Source organism: Rhizobium leguminosarum bv. trifolii WSM2297 (assembly GCF_000271845.1).
In genome coordinates this window covers 2,804,950-2,829,663 of record NZ_JH719395.1, presented here as the reverse complement: position 1 = coordinate 2,829,663, position 24,714 = coordinate 2,804,950, and the positions used below count along the sequence as shown (strand labels likewise).

The following is a 24,714-nucleotide window of genomic DNA, read 5'->3' as shown; positions in this document are numbered from 1 at the left end:
GCCACCTTCTCCCCGCTGGGGAGAAGAGGGAGCAAGCTGCGAGCCTCCCGCTTTGACGAGTCCAAATGAGATGCCGCCCCATGGTTGGGCTGACGTGATGAGGGTGAATTTGTGGGTTGGCCGCAGGCTCCCTAGCGTTCGTCATATCTCATCGCTCACGACACCGACTTCAGCCGCTTGCCTTCCGGATCGTGATTGATCGTCGCGGCAATGTCCTTGGTCCAGGCGGAAACAGCAGGCACGCGCGAGCGGTCGACGCGATAGGAGAATTTCTTGGCGACGTCGACGATCTCGCCGAGCAGGCCTGCTTCGAGGGTGATCGGTTCGAGGCCGAGAATGCGGAATTTCTCGTTCTGAACGATCAGCTCGTTCTCGGCGGCTTCCTTGCGCGGGTTGGGCAGCCAGGCGATATCGGCGCCGCTTATCCCCGCGATCATCTGGGCGAGGTCGCGCACCCGGTGGGTTTCCGTCATCTGGTTGAAGATTTCGACGCGCGCGCCGCGGGCGGGCGGATTCTCAAGCGCCAGCTCGATGCAGCGCACCGAATCCTGGATATGGATGAAGGCGCGGGTCTGACCGCCGGTGCCGTGCACAGTCAGCGGATAGCCGATCGCCGCCTGGATGAGGAAGCGGTTGAGCACCGTGCCGTAATCCCCGTCGTAATCGAAACGGTTGATCAGCTGCGCATGGCGGCGCGTCTGCTCGGTGTGTGTGCCCCAGACGATGCCCTGGTGCAGGTCGGTGATCCTCAGGCCGTCGTTCCTAGCGTAGAACTGAAAGAGAAGCTGATCCAGGCACTTGGTCATGTGGTAGATCGAGCCGGGATTGGAGGGATAGAGGATCTCCTGGCTGACCGTTTCGCCAGCCGCGGTTTCGATCCCGACCGGCAGGTAACCTTCGGGGATCGCTGCGCCCACTGTCGAATAGCCATAGACGCCCATGGTGCCGAGGTGGATGAGATGGGCGTCGAGATTGAGCTCGGTCAGCGCGTTCAAGAGGTTGTGCGTGGCGCTGACATTGTTGTTGACCGTGTAATTCTTGTGGCGGTCGCTCTTCATCGAATAGGGCGCGGCGCGCTGCTCGGCGAAATGGATGACGGCATCGGGCCGATGCTCGGAAAGCCAGTTCTTCAGGAGTTCGTAGTCCTTGCCGAGATCGATCAAGTTGAAGTGGATGCGGCGTCCGGTTTCGGCATGCCAGATGCGGGTACGCTCCTGGATCGAATCCATCGGTGTCAGCGACTGAACGCCGAGTTCGGTGTCGATCCAGCGGCGCGAGAGATTGTCGAGAATATGGATGTCGTGACCGGCATCGGAGAGATGCAGCGATGTCGGCCAGCCAATGAAGCCATCTCCACCCATAACCGCAATCTTCATCGCTTCGTCTCCTTGGTTCGTTCGTTATCGGGAATAGTTAGGAATTATGACAATCATTCAACGCCTGCCGGCTGGGCATTCAACGCCTGCCGGTCGGGCATTCAATGCTTGCCTGGCGGAAAGCGTTGCGCCAAAGAGGGCACCGAAGTTTGGAGAAAATTATGACGGAACGCCCTTTTTCCATTTCGGGAGAGCTGACGGAAGCCGGACACCGCCTCGTCCAACGGGTCTATTATGAGGATACGGACTTCTCCGGCCTGGTCTATCACGCCCGCTACCTGCATTTCCTCGAGCGCGGCCGCACCGATTATCTGCGCTGCCTCGGCGTCGAGCAGCGCGAGCTGATCAGCGCCGACGAGGAGGGCCTGGTCTTCGTCGTCCACCGCATGGAGATCGACTTCAAGAGCCCGGCGCGCATGGACGATGTGCTGACGATCTTGACGCACACGGAAAAAGCCGGCGGCGCCAAGATGGTGCTCAATCAGCAGATCCGTTCGGGCGAGACGCTGCTGATCGCCGCCAAGGTGATCATCGCCGTCATCAACGCCAAGGGGCGGCCGCGGCGGCTGCCGGAAACACTGGCGGCAAAATTCCTGGAAGGCAGCACGCCGCTATAGGCGCGAATCGCCCGGAATTCAGGCTTGCCAAAACTTGAGTTTATGTGAAGGAATTCCCGCGCCGCAGGATGAACGCTCTTTCGGCAACCGGATCTTGCTCCGGTCAAGTAAACCATGGAACGAAATCTTCCAAACACAGGCTTACTGTCACAGTCCGGCACTAACGATCTATTAACCATAATAGTGTCTTACTGGGAAAGTCGGAGTTTGTGCGGTGCACGCCTTCCTTTGACCAAATTTGACGGCAAGAAGGCGGAAGATGAGCTTGGAAGTTTGACCAGGGCTTTGGGCGGCGGCCGCCGGACACTTCTTGCGAGATCAGTTTGTGCCGCCCGGTCCAGCACCGGGCGTTTGGATTCGGGGATTTTGGATCAATGGAACAAGTAGGATTAGCAGCAGCAACGACGGACGTCAGCCTCTGGTCGCTTTTCATGCAGGCCGGTATCGTCGTCAAGCTCGTCATGCTCGGGCTTATCGCGGCCTCGGTGTGGACCTGGGCGATTGTCATCGACAAATACCTGGCCTATGGCCGCGCACGACGCCAGTTCGACAAGTTCGAGCAGGTGTTCTGGTCGGGCCAGTCGCTGGAAGAACTCTACCGCTCGCTGTCGGAACGCAACAATACGGGGCTGGCGGCGATCTTCGTGGCCGCCATGCGCGAGTGGAAGAAATCCTTCGAACGCGGCGCCCGTTCGCCGATCGGCCTGCAGATGCGTATCGATCGGGCGATGGACGTGACGCTGTCACGCGAATCGGAATTTCTCGGCGCCCGTCTCGGGTCACTGGCAACGATCGGTTCGGCCGGACCGTTCATCGGCCTCTTCGGCACGGTCGTCGGCATCATGACCTCGTTCCAGGCCATTGCCGGTTCGAAGTCGACCAACCTTGCGGTCGTGGCGCCCGGTATCGCCGAAGCGCTGCTTGCCACCGCGATCGGCCTGGTTGCCGCTATCCCGGCGGTTATCGCCTACAACAAGTTCTCAGCCGATGCCGGCAAGCTCTCGGGCCGCATGGAAGGTTTCGCGGATGAATTCTCCGCCATACTTTCGCGCCAGATCGACGAGAAACTGCAGCCGCGCGCTGCCGCTCAGTAACCAACGGAGTATACTGACATGGGTATGGCTGTTGGAGGCAATGGCGGCGGGGGCGGCGGACGCCGCCGTCGCGGCGGTCGGAACAGGGCCGTAATCTCCGAAATTAACGTGACGCCGCTGGTCGACGTCATGCTCGTGCTTTTGATCATCTTCATGGTCGCAGCACCGATGATGACCGTCGGCGTGCCGATCGACCTGCCGGAAACGCAGGCCAAGGCGCTGAATTCCGAGACGCAGCCGATCACCATCTCCGTCAAGAATGACGGCGAAGTGTTCCTGCAGGAAACGCCGATCCCGGCCGCCGAGATTGCCGCCAAGCTCGAGGCGATCGCCACGACCGGCTATAACGAACGGATCTTCGTGCGCGGCGACGCAACGGCACCCTATGGCGTCATCGCCGACGTCATGGCGCGCATCCAGGGCGCAGGCTTCAAGAATATCGGCCTCGTGACGCAGCAGAAGAAGGACCAATAGCGTTCAAGATGAAGACCAGCGTCGTCACATCTGCTGTCCTGCACTGCCTGGTGCTTACCTGGGCGATGGTGTCGCTCAGTGCGCCGGAATCCTTCAAGGTGGAGGATTTCGAAGCGATGCCGGTCGATCTCGTGCCGGTGGAATCCATTACCCAGATGCAGCAGGGCGACAAGAAAGCTCCGAAGAAGGAGACGTCTGCGCCCGTGCCGACGACGCGCCCGCCGATCGCCCAACCCGCGGAGAACGCCGGCGACAACAATGTCGACCTGAAAACGCCGCCGGTGCCGAATGCCAAGCCGAGCAATAGCGAGGCTGCCGCGGCGAATTCGAGCGAAAAGCCGATGCCGAAGACCGATCCGAAGCCGAATGATGTCAAGGACATCGTCAAGGAGGAAACGGAAGTCGAGCAGCCGAAGGAGGTCGCTTCCATTCCGCCGCCGAAGCCCGTCGAAGTGACGCCGCCGAAGCCCGAGGAAAAGCCGCCGGAAGAACAGGCCAAGCCTGAGGAGCCGCCGAAGCCGGACGCCGAGGCGCTGCCCGACAATGTGCCGACCCCAGTCGCCAAACCGCAGGTGAAGCCGCCGGAACCGCAGAAGCCCGCCGAAAAGCCGCCGGAAAAGACCCCGGACCAGCCGAAGACTGCCGACACACCGACCGACAAGAAGAAGGCCGACAAGAAGCAGGAAACAGCGAAATCGGCCTCATCGATGAAGAGCGACTTCAATGCCGACGAGGTTGCTGCGCTGCTGAATAAGACTGATCCTTCCGCCGGCGGCGCCAAGCGCTCGACGCAGGAAGCGTCGCTTGGTGCGAAGAAGAGCAATGGTGGTTCCAAGCTCAGCCAGAGCGAAGAAGATGCGGTGCGCGGCTTGATCGAGGGGAACTGGCTTGTCACCCCGGGGATGGAAGGCCTTTCCGGCATGGTCATCAAGGTGCATATGAAACTCGACAAGGATGGCAATATTATCGGCCAGCCAGAAGTCGAGTCATCGGGCGGCAGCGGCAGCGATGCCACACGCCGTGCGTTGGAAGGCGGGGCCTATAGAGCTGTCATGAAATCCGCCCCCTTCTCGATGCTTCCGAAGGACAAGTATGAGGCTTGGAATGAGTTCGACCTAAATTTCGATCCGAGTTCTATGGGAATCTAGATGCTGACGGATCTGTCCCATGGCAACATGTCTTTTGCAGCCGCTATCATGCTTGGAGCGATTCTGGCTTGTGCGCCTGAGGTGTTGGCACAGTCGGTCGACGCGGCGACCTCCAAGAAGTCAGCCATGGATTTACAGCACGTTATTGCTTCGTCCTTCAATATTCCTCCCGGGCAGGCGACGGACGGCAGAGTCGTGATCAACATCAATCTGCGGCTCGATAAGAACGGGGCGATCGTTGGTTCACCCGAGGTAACAGCCTCGGGCGGCAACGAAGCTGCTCGCAAAAGCCTATCGGCTGCAGCTCTCCGGGCGGTGCAGCGCTCGTCGCCATTCACCATGCTTCCGAAAGATAAATACGATTCCTGGAGGGAAGTCGTCCTGCGCTTCGAAACCGGCGATCCGACTCCATAGATGCTGAAAGGCTGTTTGGTATGACAAAATATTCCTTTTTTCGCGCCATTTTGGTCGCAGCTGGTCTGATGACCGCTGCCGTCTTCGCGACGCCGGCCAACGCGCTAGTTACCCTCGACATCCGAAAAGGCAATGTCCAGCCGATGCCGATTGCGGTGACTGACTTCCAGGGCGACATAGGCGCGCAGGTCTCGCAAGTCATCGCCGCCGACCTGCAGCGTTCCGGCCTGTTTGCCCCGATCAACAAGACGGCCTTTATCGAAAAGATCTCCAATCCGGATGCCGCGCCGCGTTTCGAGGACTGGAAGGTCATTAACGCCCAGGCGCTGGTCACCGGCCGGGTTACCAAGGAAGCGGATGGTCGTCTTCGCGCCGAATTCCGGCTCTGGGACCCATTCGCCGGGCAGCAGATGACCGGTCAGCAGTTCTATACGCAGCCGGAGAACTGGCGCCGTGTGGCGCACATCATCGCCGATGCGATCTACAAGCAGATCACTGGTGAGGAAGGTTATTTTGACACTCGTGTCGTCTTCGTTTCCGAATCCGGCACCAAGCAGCAGCGCAAGCGGCAGCTGGCGATCATGGACCAGGACGGCTTCAACGTGCGCATGCTGACCGATGGCAGTGATCTCGTGCTGACGCCGCGCTTCTCGCCGAGCCGGCAGGAAGTCACTTACATGTCTTTTGCCAACCAGCAGCCGCGCGTCTATCTGCTGCAGCTGGAAACCGGGCAGCGCGAGGTCGTCGGCAATTTCCCGGGCATGACATTCTCGCCGCGCTTTTCGCCCGATGGTCAGAAGGTGATTATGAGCCTGCAGCAGGATGCAAATTCCAACATCTATACGATGGACTTGCGCTCGCGCACGACGACGCGCCTGACCTCGACCGCTGCGATCGACACCTCGCCCTCTTATTCGCCTGACGGCGCGCGCGTCAGCTTCGAAAGCGACCGCGGCGGCAAGCCGCAGATCTATGTGATGAATGCCGATGGTTCCGGTCAGACCCGCATTTCCTTCGGCGACGGTTCCTATTCGACGCCGGTCTGGTCGCCGCGCGGCGATCTGATCGCCTTCACCAAGCAGGCCGGCGGCAAGTTCTCGATCGGCGTGATGAAGCCGGATGGTTCGGGCGAGCGCATCCTGACGACCGGCTTCCACAATGAGGGCCCGACATGGGCGCCGAACGGCCGCGTGCTGATGTTCTTTCGTCAGGCGGCAGGCTCAGGCGGTCCGCAGCTCTATTCGATCGATCTGACCGGTTACAACGAACAGCTTGTGAAGACGCCGAGCTACGGTTCCGACCCGGCTTGGTCGCCGCTTATGGAGTAGGCAATGCGCTGCTGCCTTCATCTCGTCCCAAAGTCATGGAACCGAGCGACAAAGGGACAAATCAGTAATTCGTTAACCATAATTTTTGAGGGGCAGTTAACCGAGTGCGGTTACTGTCCAGAAACCCTAATGAACCCGCAAGGAGACCGGCCATGAGCCGAATTCATACCCCGGCAATGAGCCGCATGCAGAATTTCGCCCGCAACCCCGTCATGATCGCGCTGGTCGCCGGTCTCGCGCTGGCAAGCTGCGCCAAGAAGCCGCCGAACAGCGCCGGTGATCTCGGTCTCGGCGGCGGCGCGGGCGGTTCCGCCACGCCGGGCTCGGCCCAGGACTTCACGGTCAATGTCGGCGACCGCATCTTCTTCGATACCGACTCCTCGTCGATCCGCGCCGATGCTTCGCAGACGCTCGACCGTCAGGCCCAGTGGCTCGGCCGCTACCCGAACTATCAGATCACTGTCGAAGGCCATGCCGACGAACGCGGCACACGCGAATATAACCTCGCGCTCGGTGCCCGCCGTGCGGCTGCCGCCAAGGATTATCTTGCTTCGCGTGGTGTCCCGGCGCAGCGCCTGAAGACGATCTCCTACGGCAAGGAACGTCCGGTTGCCGTCTGCGACGATATTTCCTGCTGGTCGCAGAACCGCCGCGCGGTCACGGTTCTCGGCGGCGCCGGCATGTAATCTGCCGATTCAGTGCGCTTTCGGAAGGCGGTCCTCTCGGGGGCCGCCTTTCTTTTTGACCACACTTTGGCCAGACTCCGTTGCTTTTTGAAAGCAATTGGAAAAATCTCCTGTTCGTGCCATCGAGGTGCGAAGAATCACTGGGACAGGACGATACATATGAAGAAACTTGTCGTGGCAGGCATGCTGTGCCTCGCGGCTGTGACCGGGAGCGAACGGGCGGCCTATTCCGCCTCGTTCTTTGGGCTGCATCTCGGCGGCCGGTCTGCGGAAAACCAAGCGGCGCCGCCGGTTGTCAAGGTGCAGAGCGGTGATGCAGAGGTTCGCGTGCAACAGCTCGAAGAGCAGCTGCGGCAGCTGAACGGGCGGATCGAGGAGATGAGCTTCCAATTGCTGCAAATGCAGGAGACGATCCGCAAGCAGCAGGAAGACAATGAATTCCGCTTTCAGCAGTTGGAAAAGACGGGTGCCGGCGGCGGTGGCGCCAAAGCTCCTGTCAAGAAGAGCGAGACCGATGCCGCTCCGGCAGCGTCCGGCGGTGACGACGTTGCCAGGGTGATCCAGGCACCACAGGGAGCCGAAACGGCTCCCTCCACCAACGTGCCCAGCAATAGTGGTCTCGGCCAGCCGCCGAAGGAGCTCGGCTCGATCGATTTCGATCAGAACGGCAATCCGATCGGCGGAACCGTCGATGACAATGCGGGAGTGGGCTCCGGCCCTATCCCCGACGCTACTCCCGGCGCGCCGCAGCAGACCGCCTCGCTCGGTGGTGAGGCGGACCAGTACAAGGCGGCCTATGGTCACGTCTTGTCCGGCGATTACAGCACGGCCGAACAGGAATTCACCCAGTACATCACCCGCTACCCGAGCAGCGCGCGGGCAGCGGACGCCAATTTCTGGCTCGGCGAAGCGCTCTATTCCCAGGGCAAGTACAATGAGGCGGCGAAAACCTTCCTCAATGCGCACCAGAAATACGGCACATCGGAAAAGGCGCCTGAGATGCTGTTGAAGCTCGGCATGTCGCTTGCCGCCCTCGATAATAAGGAGACGGCTTGTGCGACGTTGCGCGAAGTCTCGAAGCGTTATCCGAAGGCTTCGCGTGCCGTCATAAGCAAGGTTGCGAGCGAACAGAAGCGCCTCGCCTGCTAAGGTCTTCCGGCATGTCTCCGGAAGCCCGATCGCCGCGAGAGGCGATCCTCCAGTTTCTCACATCGCTTCAAAGCCCCGCACGCATTCTCGTCGCGATATCGGGCGGCAGCGATTCCACCGGCCTGCTTTTCCTTCTCGATGAAGCCGGGAAGGCCGCGCCGAATCTCAAAATTTCCCTATGCGCTGCGACCGTCGATCATGCGTTGCGCGCCGGCTCCGCAGACGAGGCGCGCGAGGTCGCAGCCCTCTGCACATCGCTCGGTATTCCCCACACCATAATGACTTGGCAAGGCGCCAAGCCGAAGGCCGGTATCATGGCTGCAGCCCGCGAGGCGCGTTATGGCCTGCTCGCCAATGCCGCAGAAAGCGTTACAGCCGATCTCATCGTCACCGGCCATACATTCGACGATCAGCGCGAAACGCTTGCCATGCGCGGCATGCGGACGGAGCAGGTTTCCTCAGGTATTGCCGATGCGGTGCTTTTCGACCGGCGTTTCTGGATTTTGCGCCCGCTTCTTTTTTCCACCCGGACAGATATCCGGGCTTTACTCAGAGAGCGGAGCGTGAGGTGGGTCGACGATCCGAGCAACGAGGATATGAAATACGAGCGCGTGCGGACGCGCCGGCAGCTTACGGCCGAGAGAGGCACGGAGAAGGATATCCGCGCGGCTTGGGACGAGCGGCTGGCTCTGTCGTCCAGAGGAGCAGAATGGCTGGATCGTCATTTCCGGCTTCACGGCGGTTTGCTCGGGCAGGTGATGCCTGACGGGTTGCGGCAGGATCGCGCTTTGCTCGACTATGTACTTGGCCGTCTGACGGCGGTTTTGGGCGGGCAGCCGTTTGTGCCGGGCAGGGCACAGATGGAGCGCTTGCTGCTGTTTGCCGCCAGCGGCGAACCGGGACGGATGACTGTCGGCAGGGTGGTGTTCGACCTCAGGCGGGACGGGCTTTATTTTTCCCGCGAGAGCCGGGGGATATTGCCTCTGGTTCTGCCGCCGGGGGAGGCGGGGGAGTGGGATGGGAGGTTTATTGTCAGCAACGGACTTGACGTATCGATTGAAATCGAGGCCGCCGCAAGCCCGAGGACAGGAATGAGGGAGGATCATTTTGAGCACCTTCCCAAAGCCGCATGGAACCGTGCCATCGCGTCGGCACCGGCTTTATCCGCTGGAGGGGCCCCATTATCTCCGGAATCCGCCGGAGCGATCGATCTCACGCCCTATTTCGCACCCTTCGACCGCTTTTTGACACGATTTGACTTCATCTTTGCCAACAGGCTTTCGGCGGTTTTCGCGACGGCGCCCTATGCGAGGCCGCCTTTAAGAAGTATTGACGGAAAAACCATCTGACCTGGGGGATCGCCTTGGCAATCGCACGGCGCAACCCTATGTTAGAAACGAATAAGACGGTCGCCATGAGGCGGCTGTTCCAGTGCTGGGGAGTTCAATGAACCCTAACTTACGTAATTTCGCCTTGTGGGCGATCATAGCGCTTCTGCTGATCGCCCTTTTCAGTATGTTCCAGACGGCGCCGGCGCAAACGGGCTCCCGCGAAATCCCTTATTCGCAGTTTCTGCGTGAGGTCGATGCGGGCCGCGTGAAGGATGTCGTGGTCACCGGCAATCGGCTGAGCGGAACATATCTGGAGAATAACAATAACTTCCAGACCTATTCGCCCGTCATCGACGACAGCTTGCTCGACCGCCTGCAGGCCAAAAACGTTGCTGTCACCGCGCGTCCGGAGACCGATGGTTCCTCCGGCTTTCTGAGCTACCTCGGAACGCTGCTGCCGATGCTGCTCATTCTTGGCGTCTGGCTGTTCTTCATGCGGCAGATGCAGGGCGGCTCACGTGGCGCAATGGGCTTCGGCAAGTCGAAGGCCAAGCTGCTCACCGAAGCGCATGGCCGTGTCACCTTCGAGGACGTCGCCGGTGTCGACGAGGCCAAGCAGGATCTCGAAGAAATCGTCGAATTCCTGCGGGATCCGCAGAAGTTCCAGCGTCTCGGCGGCAAGATCCCGCGCGGCGTGCTGCTCGTCGGCCCTCCGGGCACCGGCAAGACGCTGCTCGCCCGCTCGGTTGCCGGCGAAGCCAACGTGCCCTTCTTCACCATATCAGGTTCTGACTTCGTCGAAATGTTCGTCGGCGTCGGCGCCAGCCGCGTGCGCGATATGTTCGAGCAGGCGAAGAAGAATGCGCCCTGCATCATCTTCATCGACGAAATCGATGCCGTCGGCCGCCATCGCGGCGCCGGTCTCGGCGGCGGCAATGACGAACGCGAGCAGACGCTGAACCAGCTGCTTGTGGAAATGGATGGCTTCGAGGCGAATGAAGGGGTGATCCTGATCGCCGCCACCAACCGTCCCGACGTGCTCGACCCGGCGCTGTTGCGTCCCGGCCGTTTCGACCGCCAGGTCGTGGTGCCGAACCCGGATATCGTCGGCCGCGAGCGCATCCTCAAGGTGCATGCCCGCAACGTTCCGCTGGCGCCGAATGTCGATCTCAAGGTTCTCGCCCGTGGCACGCCCGGTTTCTCCGGCGCCGACCTGATGAACCTCGTCAACGAAGCCGCCCTGATGGCCGCCCGCCGCAACAAGCGCGTCGTCACCATGCAGGAATTCGAAGACGCCAAGGATAAGATCATGATGGGCGCCGAGCGCCGATCCTCGGCCATGACCGAGGCGGAAAAGAAGCTCACCGCTTACCATGAGGCCGGCCACGCCATCACCGCGCTCAATGTCGCCGTCGCCGATCCGCTGCACAAGGCGACGATCATTCCGCGCGGCCGTGCGCTCGGCATGGTCATGCAGCTTCCCGAGGGCGATCGCTACTCGATGAGCTACAAGTGGATGGTCTCGCGGCTTTGCATCATGATGGGCGGTCGCGTCGCCGAAGAGCTCACTTTCGGCAAGGAGAACATCACTTCGGGTGCCTCCTCCGACATCGAGCAGGCCACCAAGCTTGCCCGAGCGATGGTCACGCAATGGGGCTTTTCAGATCAGCTCGGTCAGGTCGCCTATGGCGAGAACCAGCAGGAAGTCTTCCTCGGGCATTCGGTTTCGCAGTCGAAGAACGTTTCGGAAGCAACCGCGCAGAAGATCGACAATGAAGTGCGCCGCCTGATCGACGAAGCCTATACGCAGGCCCGCACCATCCTGACGGATAAGCACGACGAATTCGTCGCTCTTGCCGAAGGTCTTCTCGAATACGAGACGCTCACCGGTGAAGAGATCAAGGCGCTGATCCGCGGCGAAAAGCCCTCCCGCGATCTCGGCGATGATTCGCCGCCAAGCCGCGGCTCGGCAGTTCCGAAAGCCGGCGCACGGCCCGCCACCAAGGGTGATGAGCCCGAGGCCGGCCTCGAACCGCAGCCGCATTGAGCGGCTAGGACGATCTTGAACAAGGCCGGATTTCCCCAGCGGGAGATCCGGCCTTTTCTATTGGTAACGGGATATAATCATTTTTCTTGCTAATTTACGTGCCGTTCGCCGCATTTTGTGGCATTCCGCTGAATTGAGGCAAGCATGAATCACGCTCCTGGATTGACGACATTCCATGGAAGCCGGATTCGCTTGGAACGGTGCGCTGCCTTGAATGGCGCGCGGAAAGCGCAGGAGTGCAGATGAAGAGACGCTATTTCGGTACGGACGGAATTCGCGGCCAATCCAACGTCTTCCCGATGACGCCGGATCTCGCCATGCGGGTCGGCATTGCCGCCGGCACGATCTTCCGCCGCGGCAACCACCGCCACCGCGTCGTCATCGGCAAGGATACGCGTCTTTCCGGCTATATGCTTGAGAATGCCATGGTCGCGGGCTTCACGGCTGCCGGTCTGGATGCCTTTATTCTCGGCCCGATTCCGACGCCTGCCGTCGCGATGCTGACTCGCTCGCTGCGCTGCGATATCGGCGTGATGATCTCGGCTTCGCACAATCCTTATGAGGATAACGGCATCAAGCTCTTCGGCCCTGATGGTTACAAGCTTTCCGACGACCTCGAAGCCGAGATCGAGGATCTGCTCGAAAAGGACCTGAACGCCCAGCTTGCCAAATCCGACGACATCGGGCGCGCCAAGCGCGTCGATGGCGTGCATGACCGCTATATCGAACATGCCAAGCGTACGCTGCCGCGCGACGTAACGCTGCAGGGGCTGAGGATCGCGATCGACTGCGCCAATGGTGCTGCCTACAAAGTGGCGCCTGCCGTGCTCTGGGAACTCGGCGCCGAAGTCGTCACCATCGGCAATGAGCCGAACGGCACCAACATCAATCTCAATTGCGGCTCCACCAGCCCGGTTGCGCTGCAGAAGAAGGTCGACGAGGTGCGTGCCGATATCGGCATCGCGCTCGACGGCGATGCGGACCGTGTCATCATCGTCGACGAAAACGGCTCCATCGTCGACGGCGACCAGCTTATGGCCGTCATCGCCGAGAGCTGGGCCGAGAGCCAGCAGCTGCGCGGCAACGGCATCGTCGCCACCGTGATGTCCAACCTCGGCCTCGAGCGCTTCCTCGATGAGCGCGGCATGGCGCTTGCCCGCACGCGGGTCGGCGACCGCTACGTCGTTGAGCACATGCGCCAGCACAATTACAATGTCGGCGGCGAGCAGTCGGGCCACATCGTGCTTTCGGATTACGGCACGACCGGCGACGGTCTGGTTGCAGCGCTGCAAATTCTGGCCGCGGTCAAGCGGACCGGCCGGACCGTCAGCGAGGTCTGCCGCCGCTTCGAGCCGGTGCCGCAGCTCCTGCGCAACGTCCGCATCAGCGGCGGCAAGCCGCTGGAGGATATCCAGGTGCAGAAGGCGATCGCCGATGCCGAAGCCGAACTCGCCAAGAACGGCCGCCTCGTCATCCGCCCCTCGGGCACCGAGCCGCTGATCCGCGTCATGGCCGAGGGCGACGACCGCGCCCAGATCGAGCGCATCGTCAACGAGCTGATCGGCACGATCTCGAACGTGCGGACTGCCGCCTGACGCTGTGAAAATAGATTACCGAAGGAGCCGGTGCGCATGCGCCGGCTTTTTCGTTATGCGCATTTGGTTCAGCCAGATTCTATAGTCGCCGCAGGCAGTAATTCTTATCGCTGCGATCCCTGTTTTTCTTTCGGGAGTATCTGCAAAATACGGTAAATAATCGTGGTTAAGCAGCTTTTAACGTTTCCCCTTCATTATCCATCCGAAGCGTATCAGTTTGGCAGCGACTTCAGCCTGCCGACCCAACGAATTTGGAGTGGGATCCATGAAAAGAAGCTTGTCCGGCATCTTCGCCGCATTGTTGATCGCGACAAACGCCTATTCCGCGGACCTCGCCCCCGCCGAACCGATCCCGGAGCAGCCGCCCGAGGTAACGGTCACCGAAGCAACCGGCTGGTACCTGCGCGGCGATGTCGGCTATGCCTTCACCGATCTGCGCGGCGCGCGCTATTTCCAGGGCAGTAACGCCACCGAGGTCGATTTCGATCGTGCCGATCTGGACGACGCGTGGACGATCGGCGGCGGTGTCGGTTATCAGATCAACAGCTATCTGCGCACCGATCTGACCTTCGACTATCTGACGCAGGCTGATTTCAAGGGCTCGACGGTTGGACAATGCGGCTTCCCCCTGGTGGATTGCACGTCGAGCGACCGCTCTTCGCTGACCGCCTACACGCTGCTTGCCAACGCTTACGTCGATCTCGGAACCTATGGCTACGTCACCCCTTACGTCGGCGCCGGTATCGGCGGTTCCTACGTAAAGTGGAAGAACCTCCGCAACGTTGCCTGCGCCGATGACGGCAGCTTCTGCGATGACCAGGTCACCCATGGCGGCAAGGGCAACTGGCGCTTTACTTACGCCCTCATGGCCGGCGCCTCGATCGACGTCACCTGCAACGTCAAGGCCGATGTCGGCTACCGTTACCTGCATATCGATGGCGGCAACATGTTCGGCTACGCCGAAAACGGCGGCCCCGGCCGCGACAAGGGTCTTAGCGTCCACGAAGCCCGCGTCGGTGCCCGCTATCTGTTCGGCGGCTGCGCCCAGGCGAGCTACGAACCGCCGCCGGAAATTCCGCTGCAGCCGGCGGTCTACAAGTAAGCTCAATTCTCCCTCTTCAGAAAGCCGCCCGCCCGGGCGGCTTTTTGCTGCGTCAAGCGTGCCTGCGTCAAATTATCCTCTCTCTGCGACACTTCGATCTTGACTATGGCGCCGGCAATCCATACACACGGCGGCGGGACACCCTTCCCCAACGAAGGGCTTTCTATCTGAGAGGATAGCATCATGGCGAAGACCGCAAAGCCGGACATCCGTCCGCAGAATACTCATTTTTCTTCTGGCCCCTGCTCGAAGCGCCCCGGTTGGTCGCTCGACGCCCTTTCCGACGCGGCCCTTGGCCGTTCGCACCGCGCGAAGGTCGGTAAGACCAAGCTCAAGCAGGCCATCGACCTTACCCGTGAAATTCTCGACGTGCCGGCGGATTACCGCATCGGCATCGTTCCGGCGTCCGATACCGGCGCCGTCGAAATGGCGCTCTGGTCGCTGCTCGGCGAACGTGGCGTCGACATGCTCGCCTGGGAAAGCTTCGGCGCCGGCTGGGTCACCGATGTCGTCAAGCAGCTGAAGCTCAAGGACGTGCGCAGGCTCGAAGCCGGTTACGGCGAGCTTCCCGATCTCTCCGCCGTCGATTTCGATCGCGATGTGGTCTTCACCTGGAACGGCACCACGTCGGGCGTGCGCGTGCCGAACGCCGATTTCATCCCTGCCGACCGCAAGGGCCTGACGATCTGCGATGCCACCTCGGCTGCTTTCGCTCAGGACCTCGATTTCGCCAAGCTCGATGTCGTCACCTTCTCCTGGCAGAAGGTTCTGGGCGGCGAGGGCGCACACGGCGTCATCATTCTTTCGCCACGCGCCGTCGAGCGTCTCACCACCTATACGCCGGCCTGGCCGCTGCCGAAGATCTTCCGCATGACCTCGGGCGGCAAGCTGACGGAAGGCATCTTCCAGGGTGAAACGATCAACACGCCGTCGATGCTCTGCGTCGAGGACTATATCGATGCGCTGGTCTGGGCCAAGGGCCTCGGCGGCCTCAAGGCGCTGATTGCCCGTGCCGATGCCAATGCGAAGGTTATCCACGATTTCGTCGCGGCAAACGATTGGATCGCTAATCTTGCCGTCAAGGCGGAAACGGCGTCCAACACCTCCGTCTGCCTGAAGATCGTCGACAACGACATCGCAGCCCTCGACGAAGACGGCCAGGCGGCTTTCGCCAAGGGACTGGTCGGCCTCCTGGAAAAGGAAGGCGTCGCCTATGACGTCGGGCACTACCGCGACGCGCCGTCCGGCCTGCGCATCTGGGCCGGCGCCACGATCGAGGCATCCGACATGCAGAAGCTGATGCCGTGGCTTTCCTGGGCCTTCGAAACACAGAAGGCGCAGCTCGCTCAGGCGGCCGCCTGACGTGATCGCATTCGGCTCCGCCACCGGGCGGAGCCGAATCAAAGAATTAGAGCATGGTGTCGTCCGAAAACCGCCGACACTTTTCGGCATCATGCTCTGGCATTCCCGATTTCATCCATCGCTGAACACTTTAGAAGGAGGCCACAATGGCACCTCGCGTTCTCGTATCCGACGAATTGTCGGAAACCGCCGTCCAGATTTTCCGCGACCGCGGCGTCGAAGTCGATTTCGAACCGCAGCTCGGCAAGGACAAGGACCGTCTGCTCGACGTCATCGGCAAATATGACGGTCTGGCCATCCGCTCCGCCACCAAAGTGACGGAAAAGATCATCCAAGGGGCGACGAACCTCAAGGTTGTCGGCCGCGCCGGCATCGGCGTCGACAATGTCGATATTCCGGCCGCCTCGCGCCGCGGCATCATCGTCATGAACACGCCCTTCGGCAACTCGATCACCACTGCCGAACACGCGATCGCGCTGATGTTTGCCGTCGCCCGCCAGCTTCCGGCAGCCGATACCTCGACGCAGGCCGGCAAATGGGAAAAGTCGAAATTCATGGGCGTCGAGATCACCGGCAAGACGCTCGGCGTCATCGGCGCCGGCAATATCGGCTCGATCGTCTGCGCCCGCGCTATCGGCTTGAAGATGCATGTCGTCGCCTACGATCCGTTCCTCTCCAAGGAGCGCGCCGAGGAGATGGGCGTCACCAAGGTCGAGCTGGACGAGCTTTTCGCCCGGGCCGACTTCATCACGCTGCACGTGCCGATGACCGACAAGACGCGCGGCATCCTCAACAAGGAAGCGCTGGCAAAGACCAAGCCCGGCGTGCGCATCATCAACTGCGCCCGCGGCGGCCTGGTCGATGAGGCAGCCCTTGCCGAAGCCATCAAGTCCGGCCATGTCGCCGGTGCCGCCTTCGACGTGTTCGAGGTCGAGCCGGCCAAGGAAAGCCCGCTCTTCGGCCTGCCGAATGTTGTCTGCACGCCGCATCTCGGCGCCTCGACCACCGAGGCGCAGGAAAACGTCGCGCTGCAGGTGGCCGAACAGATGGCGGATTACCTCGTCAAGGGTGCTGTCTCCAACGCCATCAACATGCCGTCGATCACGGCTGAGGAAGCGCCGATCCTGAAGCCCTTCATCCGCCTTGCCGATGTGCTCGGCGCCTTCGTCGGCCAGGTCACCGAGGAGCCGATCAAGGAAATCGAAATCCTCTATGACGGCATCACCGCCAACATGAACACGCGGGCGCTGACGAGCGCCGTGCTCGCCGGCCTCATCCGGCCACAGGTTGCCGACGTCAACATGGTTTCGGCGCCGATCATGGTCAAGGAAAAGGGCGTCGTGCTTTCTGAGGTCAAGCGTGACAAGACGGGCGTGTTCGACGGTTATATCAAGCTGACGGTGACGACCGAAAGCATGACGCGTTCCGTCGCCGGCACGGTGTTTTCGGATGGCAAGCCGCGTTTCATCCAGATCAAGGGCATCAATCTCGATGCCGATGTCGGCTCGCACATGATCTACATCACCAATACCGACGTTCCCGGCATGATCGGCTTCATCGGCACGACGCTTGGTACTGCCGGCGTCAACATCGCCAACTTCCAGCTCGGCCGCGACAAGCAGGGCGGTGACGCCATCGCGCTGCTCTATGTCGACGGCGACGTGGACGAAGCCGTGCTTGGACAGCTGACAGCCCACCAGGCGATCCGCCAGGCAAAGCTGCTCACCTTCAATATCGACTGAGTTTCCTCCTCCCAAGGAAAACGGAGAAACCCGGCGCTGGAAACGGCGCCGGGTTTTTGCTGCATCGGGAATCGGAAAAATTCAGTGGTGCTTGCGTCGGCGGACGATCCGGCCGAGACGTGCGGCATCGTCCTGCGCCTTCGTGCGATGAAGAAAAGCGAGCCGGCTGCTGTCAAAACCCTCGAAGAATTCGTCCCAGGAAATTTCTTCCATTGGTTCCGAGGAGAAATCGATGCCGACAATTTCGCTATCCCGGGCGTCCTTGATACGGGCGGGATGGCCACCGCGTTCCTCAATCCAGTGTCTGATCCTGCTGTAATCCGCTGTCGTTCCGAACCTGGCCATGCAACCCTCCGCAGAAATTCGATTGCGACATTGATCACCCGCAACGCGTGATGGAAAGAAATGTTCCATGGCGCTTAAATATTTTGTCGGTTGATTTTCGGTTCAGCGTTTCTGCTCAAGCATTCGTTATTTTGAGAATTGGGGCCGAACCGGCATAATTCCCATGGGCTGGAAAAGGAGGATGTTTATGAAACGCTATTCATTCTCGATAATCGGACTGGCGCTGTTGACCGCCATCATCGCCAATCCGGGCATCGCATTCGCCTGCAACAAGCTGATCGGCACCTGAGCCGCACCCCCCGCTTCCAAGGCGTGGCTTAAGCTGCGCCTTGTTTTTGTCCGGCAATTCCAAATCCGCCCTCCGAGGCCGCCTCTTGCGTCCCGATACAATCCTTTCTATATCGGTTGCTCATCGAGAAATGGCGGGCGATCCCGCCTGATATCGGCAAATCCGCCGCAATTGCAGCGCAAGGGCGGATCGTGACCCACGCAGAAATTTGGCACCACCGTTGAACACACTGGATTTTGACAAGCAGCCGGAAGAGACCCGTGTCGTCGTCGCCATGTCGGGCGGCGTCGATTCATCCGTGGTCGCCGGCCTTCTCAAACAGCAGGGTTACGATGTGCTCGGCATTACGCTGCAGCTTTACGACCATGGGGCCGCCGTTCACCGTGCCGGCTCCTGCTGTGCCGGGCAGGATATTGACGATGCGCGCCGCGTCTGCGAAACGCTCGGCATTCCGCATTACGTGCTCGATTACGAGAAGCGCTTTCGCGAGACGGTGATCAATCCCTTCGCCGAAAGCTATGTGGCCGGCGAAACGCCGATCCCTTGCGTGTCCTGCAACCAGACCGTCAAGTTTGCCGATCTGCTGGCGACCGCCAAGGAGCTTGGCGCCGATGCGCTGGCGACCGGCCACTATATCCGCTCGCGGCCGAACCCGTCGCAGGAGCATCCGGGCCGCCGCGCGCTTTACCGCCCGGCCGATGCCGACCGCGACCAGAGCTATTTTCTTTTCGCCACGACGCAGGAACAGATCGATTATCTTCGGTTTCCCCTGGGCGGCCTGCCGAAGGCCGAGACCCGCAGGCTTGCTGAAGAGATGGGCCTCGTCGTCGCCAAGAAGGCCGACAGCCAGGACATCTGCTTCGTGCCGCAGGGCAAATATTCCGACGTTATCACCAAGCTGAAGCCGAATGCGGCGCTCGCCGGCGAGATCGTCCATCTCGACGGCCGCGTGCTCGGCAGTCATGAAGGCATTCTGCACTTCACGATCGGCCAGCGCCGCGGCATCGGTATCGCCACCGGTGAGCCGCTCTATGTGGTCTTTCTCGATGCCCGCTCACGCCGCGTCATCGTCGGACCGAAAGAGGCGCTGGAAACGCACCGCGTCTACCTTCGTGATGTCAACTGGCTGGGCGACGAGACGCTTGCTGACGCCGCCTCCGGCAAGGGCTTTGCCTGCTACGCCAAGGTCCGCTCGACACGGGCGCCGGCGCCTGCCGTGCTGCATGTCGATGCCACCGGCACCTATGTCGACCTGACGGTCGGCGAAGCGGGTATCGCGCCCGGTCAGGCCTGCGCGCTTTATTCGGCACCCGGCGACGACGCCCGCGTCTTCGGCGGCGGCTTCATCGAGCGCTCAGAGCGCGAACCTTCAGCCGAGGCCTCGCTGAAGGCTCTTTTGTCCAGCCCCGTCGCCGCCTGAAATCAACAGGAGAGCGCGGGCATCAAAGCCCACCGTTTTTCTCCATCATGCGCTTGACACAAAGCCGAGGCGCACCTTATAAGCCGCTCATCCCACGAGCCGGCACGCTTCGCGAGCAGGCATCGTTTGACTAGTGGCGGAGTAGCTCAGTAGGTCAGAGCAGAGGAATCATAATCCTTGTGTCGGGGGTTCAAATCCCTCCTCCGCTACCATTTCTTCATTGCAGAATTAGCGATATTTGCGGCTCGATTTTGAGCCGGTTGCCGCGGCCGCAGTAGCACATCGGTCGCAGCGCCAGACGTGGGCGAGGGGACAATCAGTCCGGCTCTGATCTGCAGGATTTCCGATAAGGCGCGTCGCATGAACTGGATTCATGCGGCGCGCTTTAGCTCTTCGGTTTGATGCATGTCGTTATTCCGGAACCACTATACACTTCCGGGCGACATGCATTAACGCCGAAGAGAATGGGACTATCTGTAGAGCGCCAAAAGCAATATGGGCATCTTCGTCGCCCAAAGATGCGATGCGGCAGCGATGATAATAGCCCATACGGCCAGCGAGAACATGACCGCCGCTAACCTGATCCCGACTGACTCCATCATTTCCTCCATCCCAGCATAATCCGTCCCCCACGGATGATCCAATGCTAGCAAGGTGCAGGTCGCTCAGCTATCGCAAGAAATTAGTACCCGATAGAATTTGCTAACCATACGCTCGGAAAAGATGCAGAATTTTTGGCGGTACGGCGCCCTTTTCACTCCCCTCGGTCAAACGAGGAAGTGAAAGTTGTCGTATTGTGCGCCAAAATAATCAGGGCCGCTATCTTCCGTGACGATAGGTTCGCTATCGAGCAGGAGGTAATCGATCGGGCCGTAGGCGCTGAGATCGATCAGCTGGGGATCGTGGATGCTGTCGGCGGTTATGGTGACTGTGGTGGAGAAGACGATATTGCCGTTCAGCTGGCCTTCGATCGTCAGTACGTTGTCGTAGTTCGATGTTCCGTTGGCAACCTCGAACTGCTTGATCTGGAATGGGCCGCCGTCCGCTGAATAAATGGGTGTCCAGAACACGCCTCCGCCCAGATAGTGATTGCCGTCGGCTTCCTCCCGCACCGTCGCGTCGTCTCCGTCCCGCCAGGCGCCCCAATCGAAGCCCTTGTAACCCGTGGGGAAGTCATGTTTGCCGACATCCTCGAAATTGACAAAGACGTCGCCACGTTCCGGCAAGTCGACCGCGATGTTGAGCAAGCCGAAGTCGGTGGCGCCTTTGCCATCGGAGATCTTGAAATTGAACTGGTCGACGAGTTGATCTCCTGGGCCGAGCGCTGATACCACCGGATTGGAGTGATCAAGCTCATAGGTGTAGTTGCCGTTGGAATAGACGGTCAGTGTGCCGTACTTTCCCTCGATCGTCGTCGTGGTGGCCTGTCCATCCGGATTGGCCGGCTGCGGAATTCGCTGTCCGTTGACGAAGTTGAGACGCACAAGATCTCCGTCGGCATCCACGGAACTGGTGCTGTCCAGAATGTTGCCGTCAATCGACTTATCGACGTCGAAAATAGGCTGGTATACGTCACCTGCGATGGGCTTGTGGTTTGCCATTTCTACCTCCCGTCTGAAGTATTGGTCGAATATGCAACCTTATCGGGTGCTTGGCAATGAAATTTGACGGAGCATCAGATCAATCCAACCGGTCAAACCCAACAGGCGCAATTTGTCTGCGGCTCAAATATCCAAGTAGAGGGCTCGGCGTCGACGTCTATTCCCCTGGCAATGAAGATTTATGCCTTGATAGCGCAATAATGCCAGGATAACCATGACGTGATCATGACGATATACTGCATTGCTTCAATGCAGGCCGCCGACTCCGAGCAAGCTTTCTACTGCTTCGTGATCTCTGGACAGGCTCTCCGGCGTTCCCGTCCAAGCCAGTCTCCCTCGTTCGAGGATGACGACCTGATCGGCGAAATCGAGCGCGCTCTGAATGCGTTGTTCGACCAACACGATGGTCATATCGCCTGACTGGGCGAGTTCGGCGAAGGCGGCCATCAGTTCCTCACAAATGACAGGTGCGAGGCCCTCCAGCGGTTCGTCGAGCAACAGGATGGAGGGGCGGCCGAGAATGGTGCGGGCGGTGGAGAGCATCTGTTGCTCGCCGCCGGAGAGCTGGCTGCCGAGGTTGCGGCGGCGCTCCTTCAGGCGCGGGAACATGGCGTAGGCTTCTTCCAGCGCCGTTTTTGGCCGCGCCTTCAGGCCGACGAAGAGGTTTTCCTCGACCGTCAGCGTCGGAAAGACGCAACGCGTCTGCGGCACATATCCGAGGCCCTTATGCGCCCTTGCTGCGCTCGGCGCTGCGGTAACATCCGAACCGCCGAGGCGGATGTGGCCCTGATATCGCCTGGTCTGGCCGGCGAGTGTGGCCAGCAACGTGGTTTTGCCCATGCCGTTGCGGCCGAGCACGGCAAGCCGGGCGCCTGCCGGCACGGAGAAGGAAATGCCTTCGAGCGCGCGCGTCGGTCCATATCCGGCCGACAGATTTTCGACCTCAAGCGATATGGCTGGCATTGGCATAGCTCCCGAGGTAGGCCTCGCGCACACGCGCATCCTTGGTGACGTCTTCAGGCAGGCCGTCGAAGATGATTGCGCCAGCGGCAAGCACGATGACGCGTTTGGCAAAGCGGAAAACAAGGTCCATATCGTGCTCGATCATCAGGACGGCGAGATCGGCGGGCAGATCGGCAAGCGCCTGCTCGATGCGGCCGGTATCGCTTTGCGCCACGCCGGCTGCGGGCTCGTCGAGCAGCAGCACTTTCGGCTTCAGCGCCAGCGCCACGGCGATCTCGAGCAACCGCTGCTGGCCATAGGCGATCTCGCTGACCTTGCGATGCATCAGCGGCGCCAGACCGAGCTTTGCAAGCAGATCGTCGACCTCGGCCATGACATCGGGCATGCGCAAGAAATTGCCGAACATGCGCCCGGTCCTTCCGTCCCGCTGAAGAACGGCGAGCCCGACATGTTCGGCCGGTGTCATATCCTGGAAAAGCCGTGTCACCTGAAAGGATCTGATGAGACCGCGTCTGACCCTGCCGATGGCGCCGGCTTTCGTGACCACCTCGCCGCCGAGCCGCACCTCACCGGAATCGGCAGCGAGATTGCCGGTCACCAGGTTGACGAAGGTGGTCTTGCCGGCGCCGTTCGGGCCGATCAGCGCCACGCGATCGCCCGGTGACATCGCCAGCGAGACATCATTGGTGACGGCGAGGCCGCCGAAGGCTTTCCTGAGATTGGCGACTTGGAAAACCGGGCTCATGAGCGCTGCTCCCTGCGACGACTGATAAAGCTCGCAGCGGTTCCGTAGAGGCCCTTCGGCGCGAAAAGCACGACGGCGATCAGCAGCGCGCCGACCATGGTCAGCCAGTGAAAGGGATTGGCGGCCGAGACATAATCTTCGAAAAGCATGAAAATCACCGTGCCGGAGAGCGCGCCGAAGAGAGAACCGGTGCCGCCGAGCACCAGCATGACAAGGGCTTCGGCCGACTGGGTGAAAGACAGGCTGTCCAGGCCGACAACCTGCGTCGAGATCGCATTCAAGGCGCCGCCGACACCGGCCACGGCGCCTGAGATCGCATACATCCTGATGAGGGCTGCCTTCGGCGAAGCACCCATGGCGCGGACGCGCAGAGGGTCTTGCTTGATGGCGCGGCAGAGCATGCCGAAGGGCGAGCGGACCAGCAATCGCAGCAGCAAGAAGACAACAAGCAGCAGCGCCATTCCGAAGAAGAAAGCGGTGTGACCGTAGAGATCGAATTCGAAGAGGCCGAATATCGGGTCCGGCGCGATGCCGGAAAGCCCGTCGCTGCCTCCTGTCCATGACGAAGCCTTGTTGGCGAATTCATGGAAGAGGTTGATCAGCGCGATCGACAGCACGAGCTGCGGCAATCCATGCGCCCGCAAGATGATAACACCACAGAGCAGCCCGGCAATGGCGCCGCCGGCCACGCCGGCAAGCATCATCAGCAGCGGATCATTGATGCCGTAATGGGCCGACAGGATGCCGGCGGCATAGGCGCCGGAGCCGAAGAGCGCGGCATGGCCGAGCGTTGCGACGCCGCAATAACCGGTCACCAGATCGAGCGACAAGACGAGCAATGCGATCGTCATCATCCGGGTCAGAAGCGCCAGATTGTCGGGAAAGGCGAAATAGCCGATCGCGGCGATGGCCGTTATAACCGCCATTCCGGCGAGATCGCGGCCGATCGCCCCGCGCCGATGCTGAAGACGTTCGTTTTCGTTGTTCATGACAAGCGCCATTCTACTTCGCCCTTCCGGCAAGGCCGCGCGGGAAGACGCAGATGATGGCGATCACGGCGAGATAGAAGAAGAATTCGCCGAATTCAGGCATCAGATAGCGTCCCGTCGTGTCGATCGCTCCGAGCAGCAGACAGGCGATCAGCGCGCCCGGAATGGAGCCGGCGCCGCCGACGGAAACGACGACCAGGAAGGTGACCATGTAGCGCAGCGCGTAGTAGGGTTCGACAGGCAGGAGTTCGGCGCCGACCACGCCGCCGAAGGCGGCAAGCCCGACCGCAACGGCAAAACTCACGGCATAGATGATCTCGGTGCGTACGCCGAGTGCCGCAGCCATCGCCGCATCGTCGACAGAGGCGCGCAGCTTGACGCCGAAGCTGGTCCTGTCGATCGCGAACCAGAGCGCGAGTGCCACGGCCAGGCCGCAGAAGATCACGAAAAGCCGGTGAACGGGAATGGTGCGGAAGCCGAGATCGGCAGATCCCTGCAGCACAGCCGGAAGCGGTATGATTTTCAGCGTCGGCCCCATCACGTAATTGGCGATGCCGATAACGCAGAAGGTGATGCCGATGGTCATCAGCACCTGGGTCAGCTCGGGCGCGCCGTAGATCCGGCGGTAGAGAAAACGCTCGAGCGGGATTGCGATGATGATCGTAATGACAATAGCGGCGAGGACCGCCACAGCATAACCGAGGCCGAGGTCGCGGGCTGCATAGGAGGCGATGTAGCCGCCGATCATCGCGAAGGCGCCGTGCGCCAGGTTGACGACGCGCATGAGCCCCATGGTTACGGAAAGGCCGATCGATATCACGAAGAGCACCATGCCATAGGCAAAGGCGTCGACGGCGATGCTGAAGACTGTCTGCATGGAAATACCTTGCTTCGATG

General features: G+C 60.7%; 22 protein-coding genes and 1 tRNA gene. 16 read left to right on the top strand and 7 right to left on the bottom strand.

From position 1 onward, the window contains the following. Window positions 1–155: 155 nt before the first annotated feature. Window positions 156–1,376 carry an NAD-dependent epimerase/dehydratase family protein gene (locus RLEG4DRAFT_RS28980; protein ID WP_003582118.1) on the bottom strand — a complete coding sequence of 407 codons (1,221 nt, stop codon included), beginning with the start codon at window positions 1,374–1,376 and terminating at the stop codon, window positions 156–158. A 161-nt stretch (window positions 1,377–1,537) separates the two neighbouring features. Between RLEG4DRAFT_RS28980 and ybgC the strand changes: the two genes are divergently transcribed. The 14 genes from ybgC to serA all read left to right on the top strand — a co-directional run bounded on the left by ybgC (window position 1,538) and on the right by serA (window position 17,465). Further along, complete coding sequence (ybgC, locus tag RLEG4DRAFT_RS28975) at window positions 1,538–1,993, top strand: tol-pal system-associated acyl-CoA thioesterase (RefSeq protein WP_003582116.1); 456 nt, start codon at window positions 1,538–1,540, stop codon at window positions 1,991–1,993. Between the two features lie 374 nt (window positions 1,994–2,367). Next, window positions 2,368–3,087: a protein TolQ gene (gene tolQ, locus RLEG4DRAFT_RS28970; RefSeq protein WP_003582115.1), complete on the top strand. Its 720-nt coding sequence runs from the start codon at window positions 2,368–2,370 to the stop codon at window positions 3,085–3,087. A gap of 18 nt (window positions 3,088–3,105) precedes the next feature. Next, window positions 3,106–3,561, top strand: a complete 456-nt coding sequence (gene tolR / locus RLEG4DRAFT_RS28965) for a protein TolR (RefSeq protein WP_003542730.1) — start codon at window positions 3,106–3,108, stop codon at window positions 3,559–3,561. A gap of 8 nt (window positions 3,562–3,569) precedes the next feature. Further along, entirely contained in the window at window positions 3,570–4,709 is a 1,140-nt protein-coding gene (locus RLEG4DRAFT_RS28960; RefSeq protein ID WP_003582113.1) for a hypothetical protein, read from the top strand. After that, complete coding sequence (locus RLEG4DRAFT_RS28955; RefSeq protein ID WP_003582112.1) at window positions 4,710–5,123, top strand: TonB C-terminal domain-containing protein; 414 nt, start codon at window positions 4,710–4,712, stop codon at window positions 5,121–5,123. It begins immediately after the preceding gene. Window positions 5,124–5,143: 20 nt separating this feature from the next. Continuing rightward, a complete protein-coding gene (gene tolB, locus RLEG4DRAFT_RS28950) occupies window positions 5,144–6,451 on the top strand; it encodes a Tol-Pal system beta propeller repeat protein TolB (protein WP_003582110.1) in 1,308 nt (435 codons plus the stop codon). 152 nt (window positions 6,452–6,603) lie between these two features. Then, window positions 6,604–7,137 carry a peptidoglycan-associated lipoprotein Pal gene (gene pal, locus RLEG4DRAFT_RS28945; protein ID WP_003566326.1) on the top strand — a complete coding sequence of 178 codons (534 nt, stop codon included), beginning with the start codon at window positions 6,604–6,606 and terminating at the stop codon, window positions 7,135–7,137. Between the two features lie 159 nt (window positions 7,138–7,296). Continuing rightward, complete coding sequence (gene ybgF / locus RLEG4DRAFT_RS28940) at window positions 7,297–8,286, top strand: tol-pal system protein YbgF (protein ID WP_003582107.1); 990 nt, start codon at window positions 7,297–7,299, stop codon at window positions 8,284–8,286. An 11-nt stretch (window positions 8,287–8,297) separates the two neighbouring features. Next, a complete protein-coding gene (gene tilS / locus RLEG4DRAFT_RS28935; RefSeq protein ID WP_003582105.1) occupies window positions 8,298–9,635 on the top strand; it encodes a tRNA lysidine(34) synthetase TilS in 1,338 nt (445 codons plus the stop codon). A gap of 97 nt (window positions 9,636–9,732) precedes the next feature. Then, window positions 9,733–11,664, top strand: coding sequence for an ATP-dependent zinc metalloprotease FtsH (ftsH, locus tag RLEG4DRAFT_RS28930; protein ID WP_003582104.1), 1,932 nt, complete (start codon window positions 9,733–9,735; stop codon window positions 11,662–11,664). A 242-nt stretch (window positions 11,665–11,906) separates the two neighbouring features. After that, window positions 11,907–13,259, top strand: a complete 1,353-nt coding sequence (gene glmM / locus RLEG4DRAFT_RS28925) for a phosphoglucosamine mutase (RefSeq protein ID WP_003582103.1) — start codon at window positions 11,907–11,909, stop codon at window positions 13,257–13,259. 265 nt (window positions 13,260–13,524) lie between these two features. Beyond that, a complete protein-coding gene (locus RLEG4DRAFT_RS28920) occupies window positions 13,525–14,361 on the top strand; it encodes an outer membrane protein (RefSeq protein ID WP_003582102.1) in 837 nt (278 codons plus the stop codon). Window positions 14,362–14,544: 183 nt separating this feature from the next. Next, a complete protein-coding gene (locus tag RLEG4DRAFT_RS28915) occupies window positions 14,545–15,723 on the top strand; it encodes a phosphoserine transaminase (protein ID WP_003582101.1) in 1,179 nt (392 codons plus the stop codon). Window positions 15,724–15,869: 146 nt separating this feature from the next. Beyond that, window positions 15,870–17,465 carry a phosphoglycerate dehydrogenase gene (gene serA / locus RLEG4DRAFT_RS28910; protein WP_003582100.1) on the top strand — a complete coding sequence of 532 codons (1,596 nt, stop codon included), beginning with the start codon at window positions 15,870–15,872 and terminating at the stop codon, window positions 17,463–17,465. An 81-nt stretch (window positions 17,466–17,546) separates the two neighbouring features. Here serA and RLEG4DRAFT_RS28905 read toward each other — a convergent pair whose 3' ends face one another. Next, window positions 17,547–17,810 carry a hypothetical protein gene (locus RLEG4DRAFT_RS28905; RefSeq protein ID WP_003582099.1) on the bottom strand — a complete coding sequence of 88 codons (264 nt, stop codon included), beginning with the start codon at window positions 17,808–17,810 and terminating at the stop codon, window positions 17,547–17,549. Window positions 17,811–18,319: 509 nt separating this feature from the next. On the opposite strand from RLEG4DRAFT_RS28905, the gene mnmA reads away from it, so the two are divergent. Together mnmA and RLEG4DRAFT_RS28895 are read left to right on the top strand one after the other, a co-directional pair. Further along, a complete protein-coding gene (gene mnmA / locus RLEG4DRAFT_RS28900) occupies window positions 18,320–19,519 on the top strand; it encodes a tRNA 2-thiouridine(34) synthase MnmA (RefSeq protein ID WP_003582098.1) in 1,200 nt (399 codons plus the stop codon). A 135-nt stretch (window positions 19,520–19,654) separates the two neighbouring features. Continuing rightward, window positions 19,655–19,731, top strand: a tRNA-Met gene (locus tag RLEG4DRAFT_RS28895). Between the two features lie 555 nt (window positions 19,732–20,286). Here the strand turns inward: RLEG4DRAFT_RS28895 and RLEG4DRAFT_RS28890 are convergent. The 5 genes from RLEG4DRAFT_RS28890 to RLEG4DRAFT_RS28870 form a co-directional block, all read right to left on the bottom strand. Further along, complete coding sequence (locus RLEG4DRAFT_RS28890) at window positions 20,287–21,120, bottom strand: VCBS domain-containing protein (protein WP_003582096.1); 834 nt, start codon at window positions 21,118–21,120, stop codon at window positions 20,287–20,289. Window positions 21,121–21,366: 246 nt separating this feature from the next. Further along, the gene (locus RLEG4DRAFT_RS28885) at window positions 21,367–22,083 is read right to left on the bottom strand and encodes an ABC transporter ATP-binding protein (RefSeq protein WP_003582095.1); all 717 of its coding nucleotides are present in this window, start codon (window positions 22,081–22,083) and stop codon (window positions 21,367–21,369) included. Next, the gene (locus tag RLEG4DRAFT_RS28880) at window positions 22,064–22,828 is read right to left on the bottom strand and encodes an ABC transporter ATP-binding protein (RefSeq protein ID WP_003582094.1); all 765 of its coding nucleotides are present in this window, start codon (window positions 22,826–22,828) and stop codon (window positions 22,064–22,066) included. Before RLEG4DRAFT_RS28880 ends, RLEG4DRAFT_RS28885 begins: the two co-directional genes overlap by 20 nt. Continuing rightward, a complete protein-coding gene (locus RLEG4DRAFT_RS28875) occupies window positions 22,825–23,829 on the bottom strand; it encodes a branched-chain amino acid ABC transporter permease (RefSeq protein ID WP_003582093.1) in 1,005 nt (334 codons plus the stop codon). The genes RLEG4DRAFT_RS28880 and RLEG4DRAFT_RS28875 overlap by 4 nt, the downstream gene beginning before the upstream one ends. Before the next feature lies 1 nt (window position 23,830). Continuing rightward, entirely contained in the window at window positions 23,831–24,694 is an 864-nt protein-coding gene (locus RLEG4DRAFT_RS28870; protein WP_037094898.1) for a branched-chain amino acid ABC transporter permease, read from the bottom strand. Window positions 24,695–24,714: the final 20 nt, after the last annotated feature.

Bases quoted from the DNA above. Each gene is read 5' to 3' on its own strand.
- RLEG4DRAFT_RS28980 (WP_003582118.1), bottom strand. From the start codon at position 1,376: ATGAAGATTGCGGTTATGGGTGGAGATGGCTTCATTGGCTGGCCGACA.
- ybgC (WP_003582116.1), top strand. From the start codon at position 1,538: ATGACGGAACGCCCTTTTTCCATTTCGGGAGAGCTGACGGAAGCCGGA.
- tolQ (WP_003582115.1), top strand. From the start codon at position 2,368: ATGGAACAAGTAGGATTAGCAGCAGCAACGACGGACGTCAGCCTCTGG.
- tolR (WP_003542730.1), top strand. From the start codon at position 3,106: ATGGGTATGGCTGTTGGAGGCAATGGCGGCGGGGGCGGCGGACGCCGC.
- RLEG4DRAFT_RS28960 (WP_003582113.1), top strand. From the start codon at position 3,570: ATGAAGACCAGCGTCGTCACATCTGCTGTCCTGCACTGCCTGGTGCTT.
- RLEG4DRAFT_RS28955 (WP_003582112.1), top strand. From the start codon at position 4,710: ATGCTGACGGATCTGTCCCATGGCAACATGTCTTTTGCAGCCGCTATC.
- tolB (WP_003582110.1), top strand. From the start codon at position 5,144: ATGACAAAATATTCCTTTTTTCGCGCCATTTTGGTCGCAGCTGGTCTG.
- pal (WP_003566326.1), top strand. From the start codon at position 6,604: ATGAGCCGAATTCATACCCCGGCAATGAGCCGCATGCAGAATTTCGCC.
- ybgF (WP_003582107.1), top strand. From the start codon at position 7,297: ATGAAGAAACTTGTCGTGGCAGGCATGCTGTGCCTCGCGGCTGTGACC.
- tilS (WP_003582105.1), top strand. From the start codon at position 8,298: ATGTCTCCGGAAGCCCGATCGCCGCGAGAGGCGATCCTCCAGTTTCTC.
- ftsH (WP_003582104.1), top strand. From the start codon at position 9,733: ATGAACCCTAACTTACGTAATTTCGCCTTGTGGGCGATCATAGCGCTT.
- glmM (WP_003582103.1), top strand. From the start codon at position 11,907: ATGAAGAGACGCTATTTCGGTACGGACGGAATTCGCGGCCAATCCAAC.
- RLEG4DRAFT_RS28920 (WP_003582102.1), top strand. From the start codon at position 13,525: ATGAAAAGAAGCTTGTCCGGCATCTTCGCCGCATTGTTGATCGCGACA.
- RLEG4DRAFT_RS28915 (WP_003582101.1), top strand. From the start codon at position 14,545: ATGGCGAAGACCGCAAAGCCGGACATCCGTCCGCAGAATACTCATTTT.
- serA (WP_003582100.1), top strand. From the start codon at position 15,870: ATGGCACCTCGCGTTCTCGTATCCGACGAATTGTCGGAAACCGCCGTC.
- RLEG4DRAFT_RS28905 (WP_003582099.1), bottom strand. From the start codon at position 17,810: ATGGCCAGGTTCGGAACGACAGCGGATTACAGCAGGATCAGACACTGG.
- RLEG4DRAFT_RS28890 (WP_003582096.1), bottom strand. From the start codon at position 21,120: ATGGCAAACCACAAGCCCATCGCAGGTGACGTATACCAGCCTATTTTC.
- RLEG4DRAFT_RS28885 (WP_003582095.1), bottom strand. From the start codon at position 22,083: ATGCCAGCCATATCGCTTGAGGTCGAAAATCTGTCGGCCGGATATGGA.
- RLEG4DRAFT_RS28880 (WP_003582094.1), bottom strand. From the start codon at position 22,828: ATGAGCCCGGTTTTCCAAGTCGCCAATCTCAGGAAAGCCTTCGGCGGC.
- RLEG4DRAFT_RS28875 (WP_003582093.1), bottom strand. From the start codon at position 23,829: ATGGCGCTTGTCATGAACAACGAAAACGAACGTCTTCAGCATCGGCGC.
- RLEG4DRAFT_RS28870 (WP_037094898.1), bottom strand. From the start codon at position 24,694: ATGCAGACAGTCTTCAGCATCGCCGTCGACGCCTTTGCCTATGGCATG.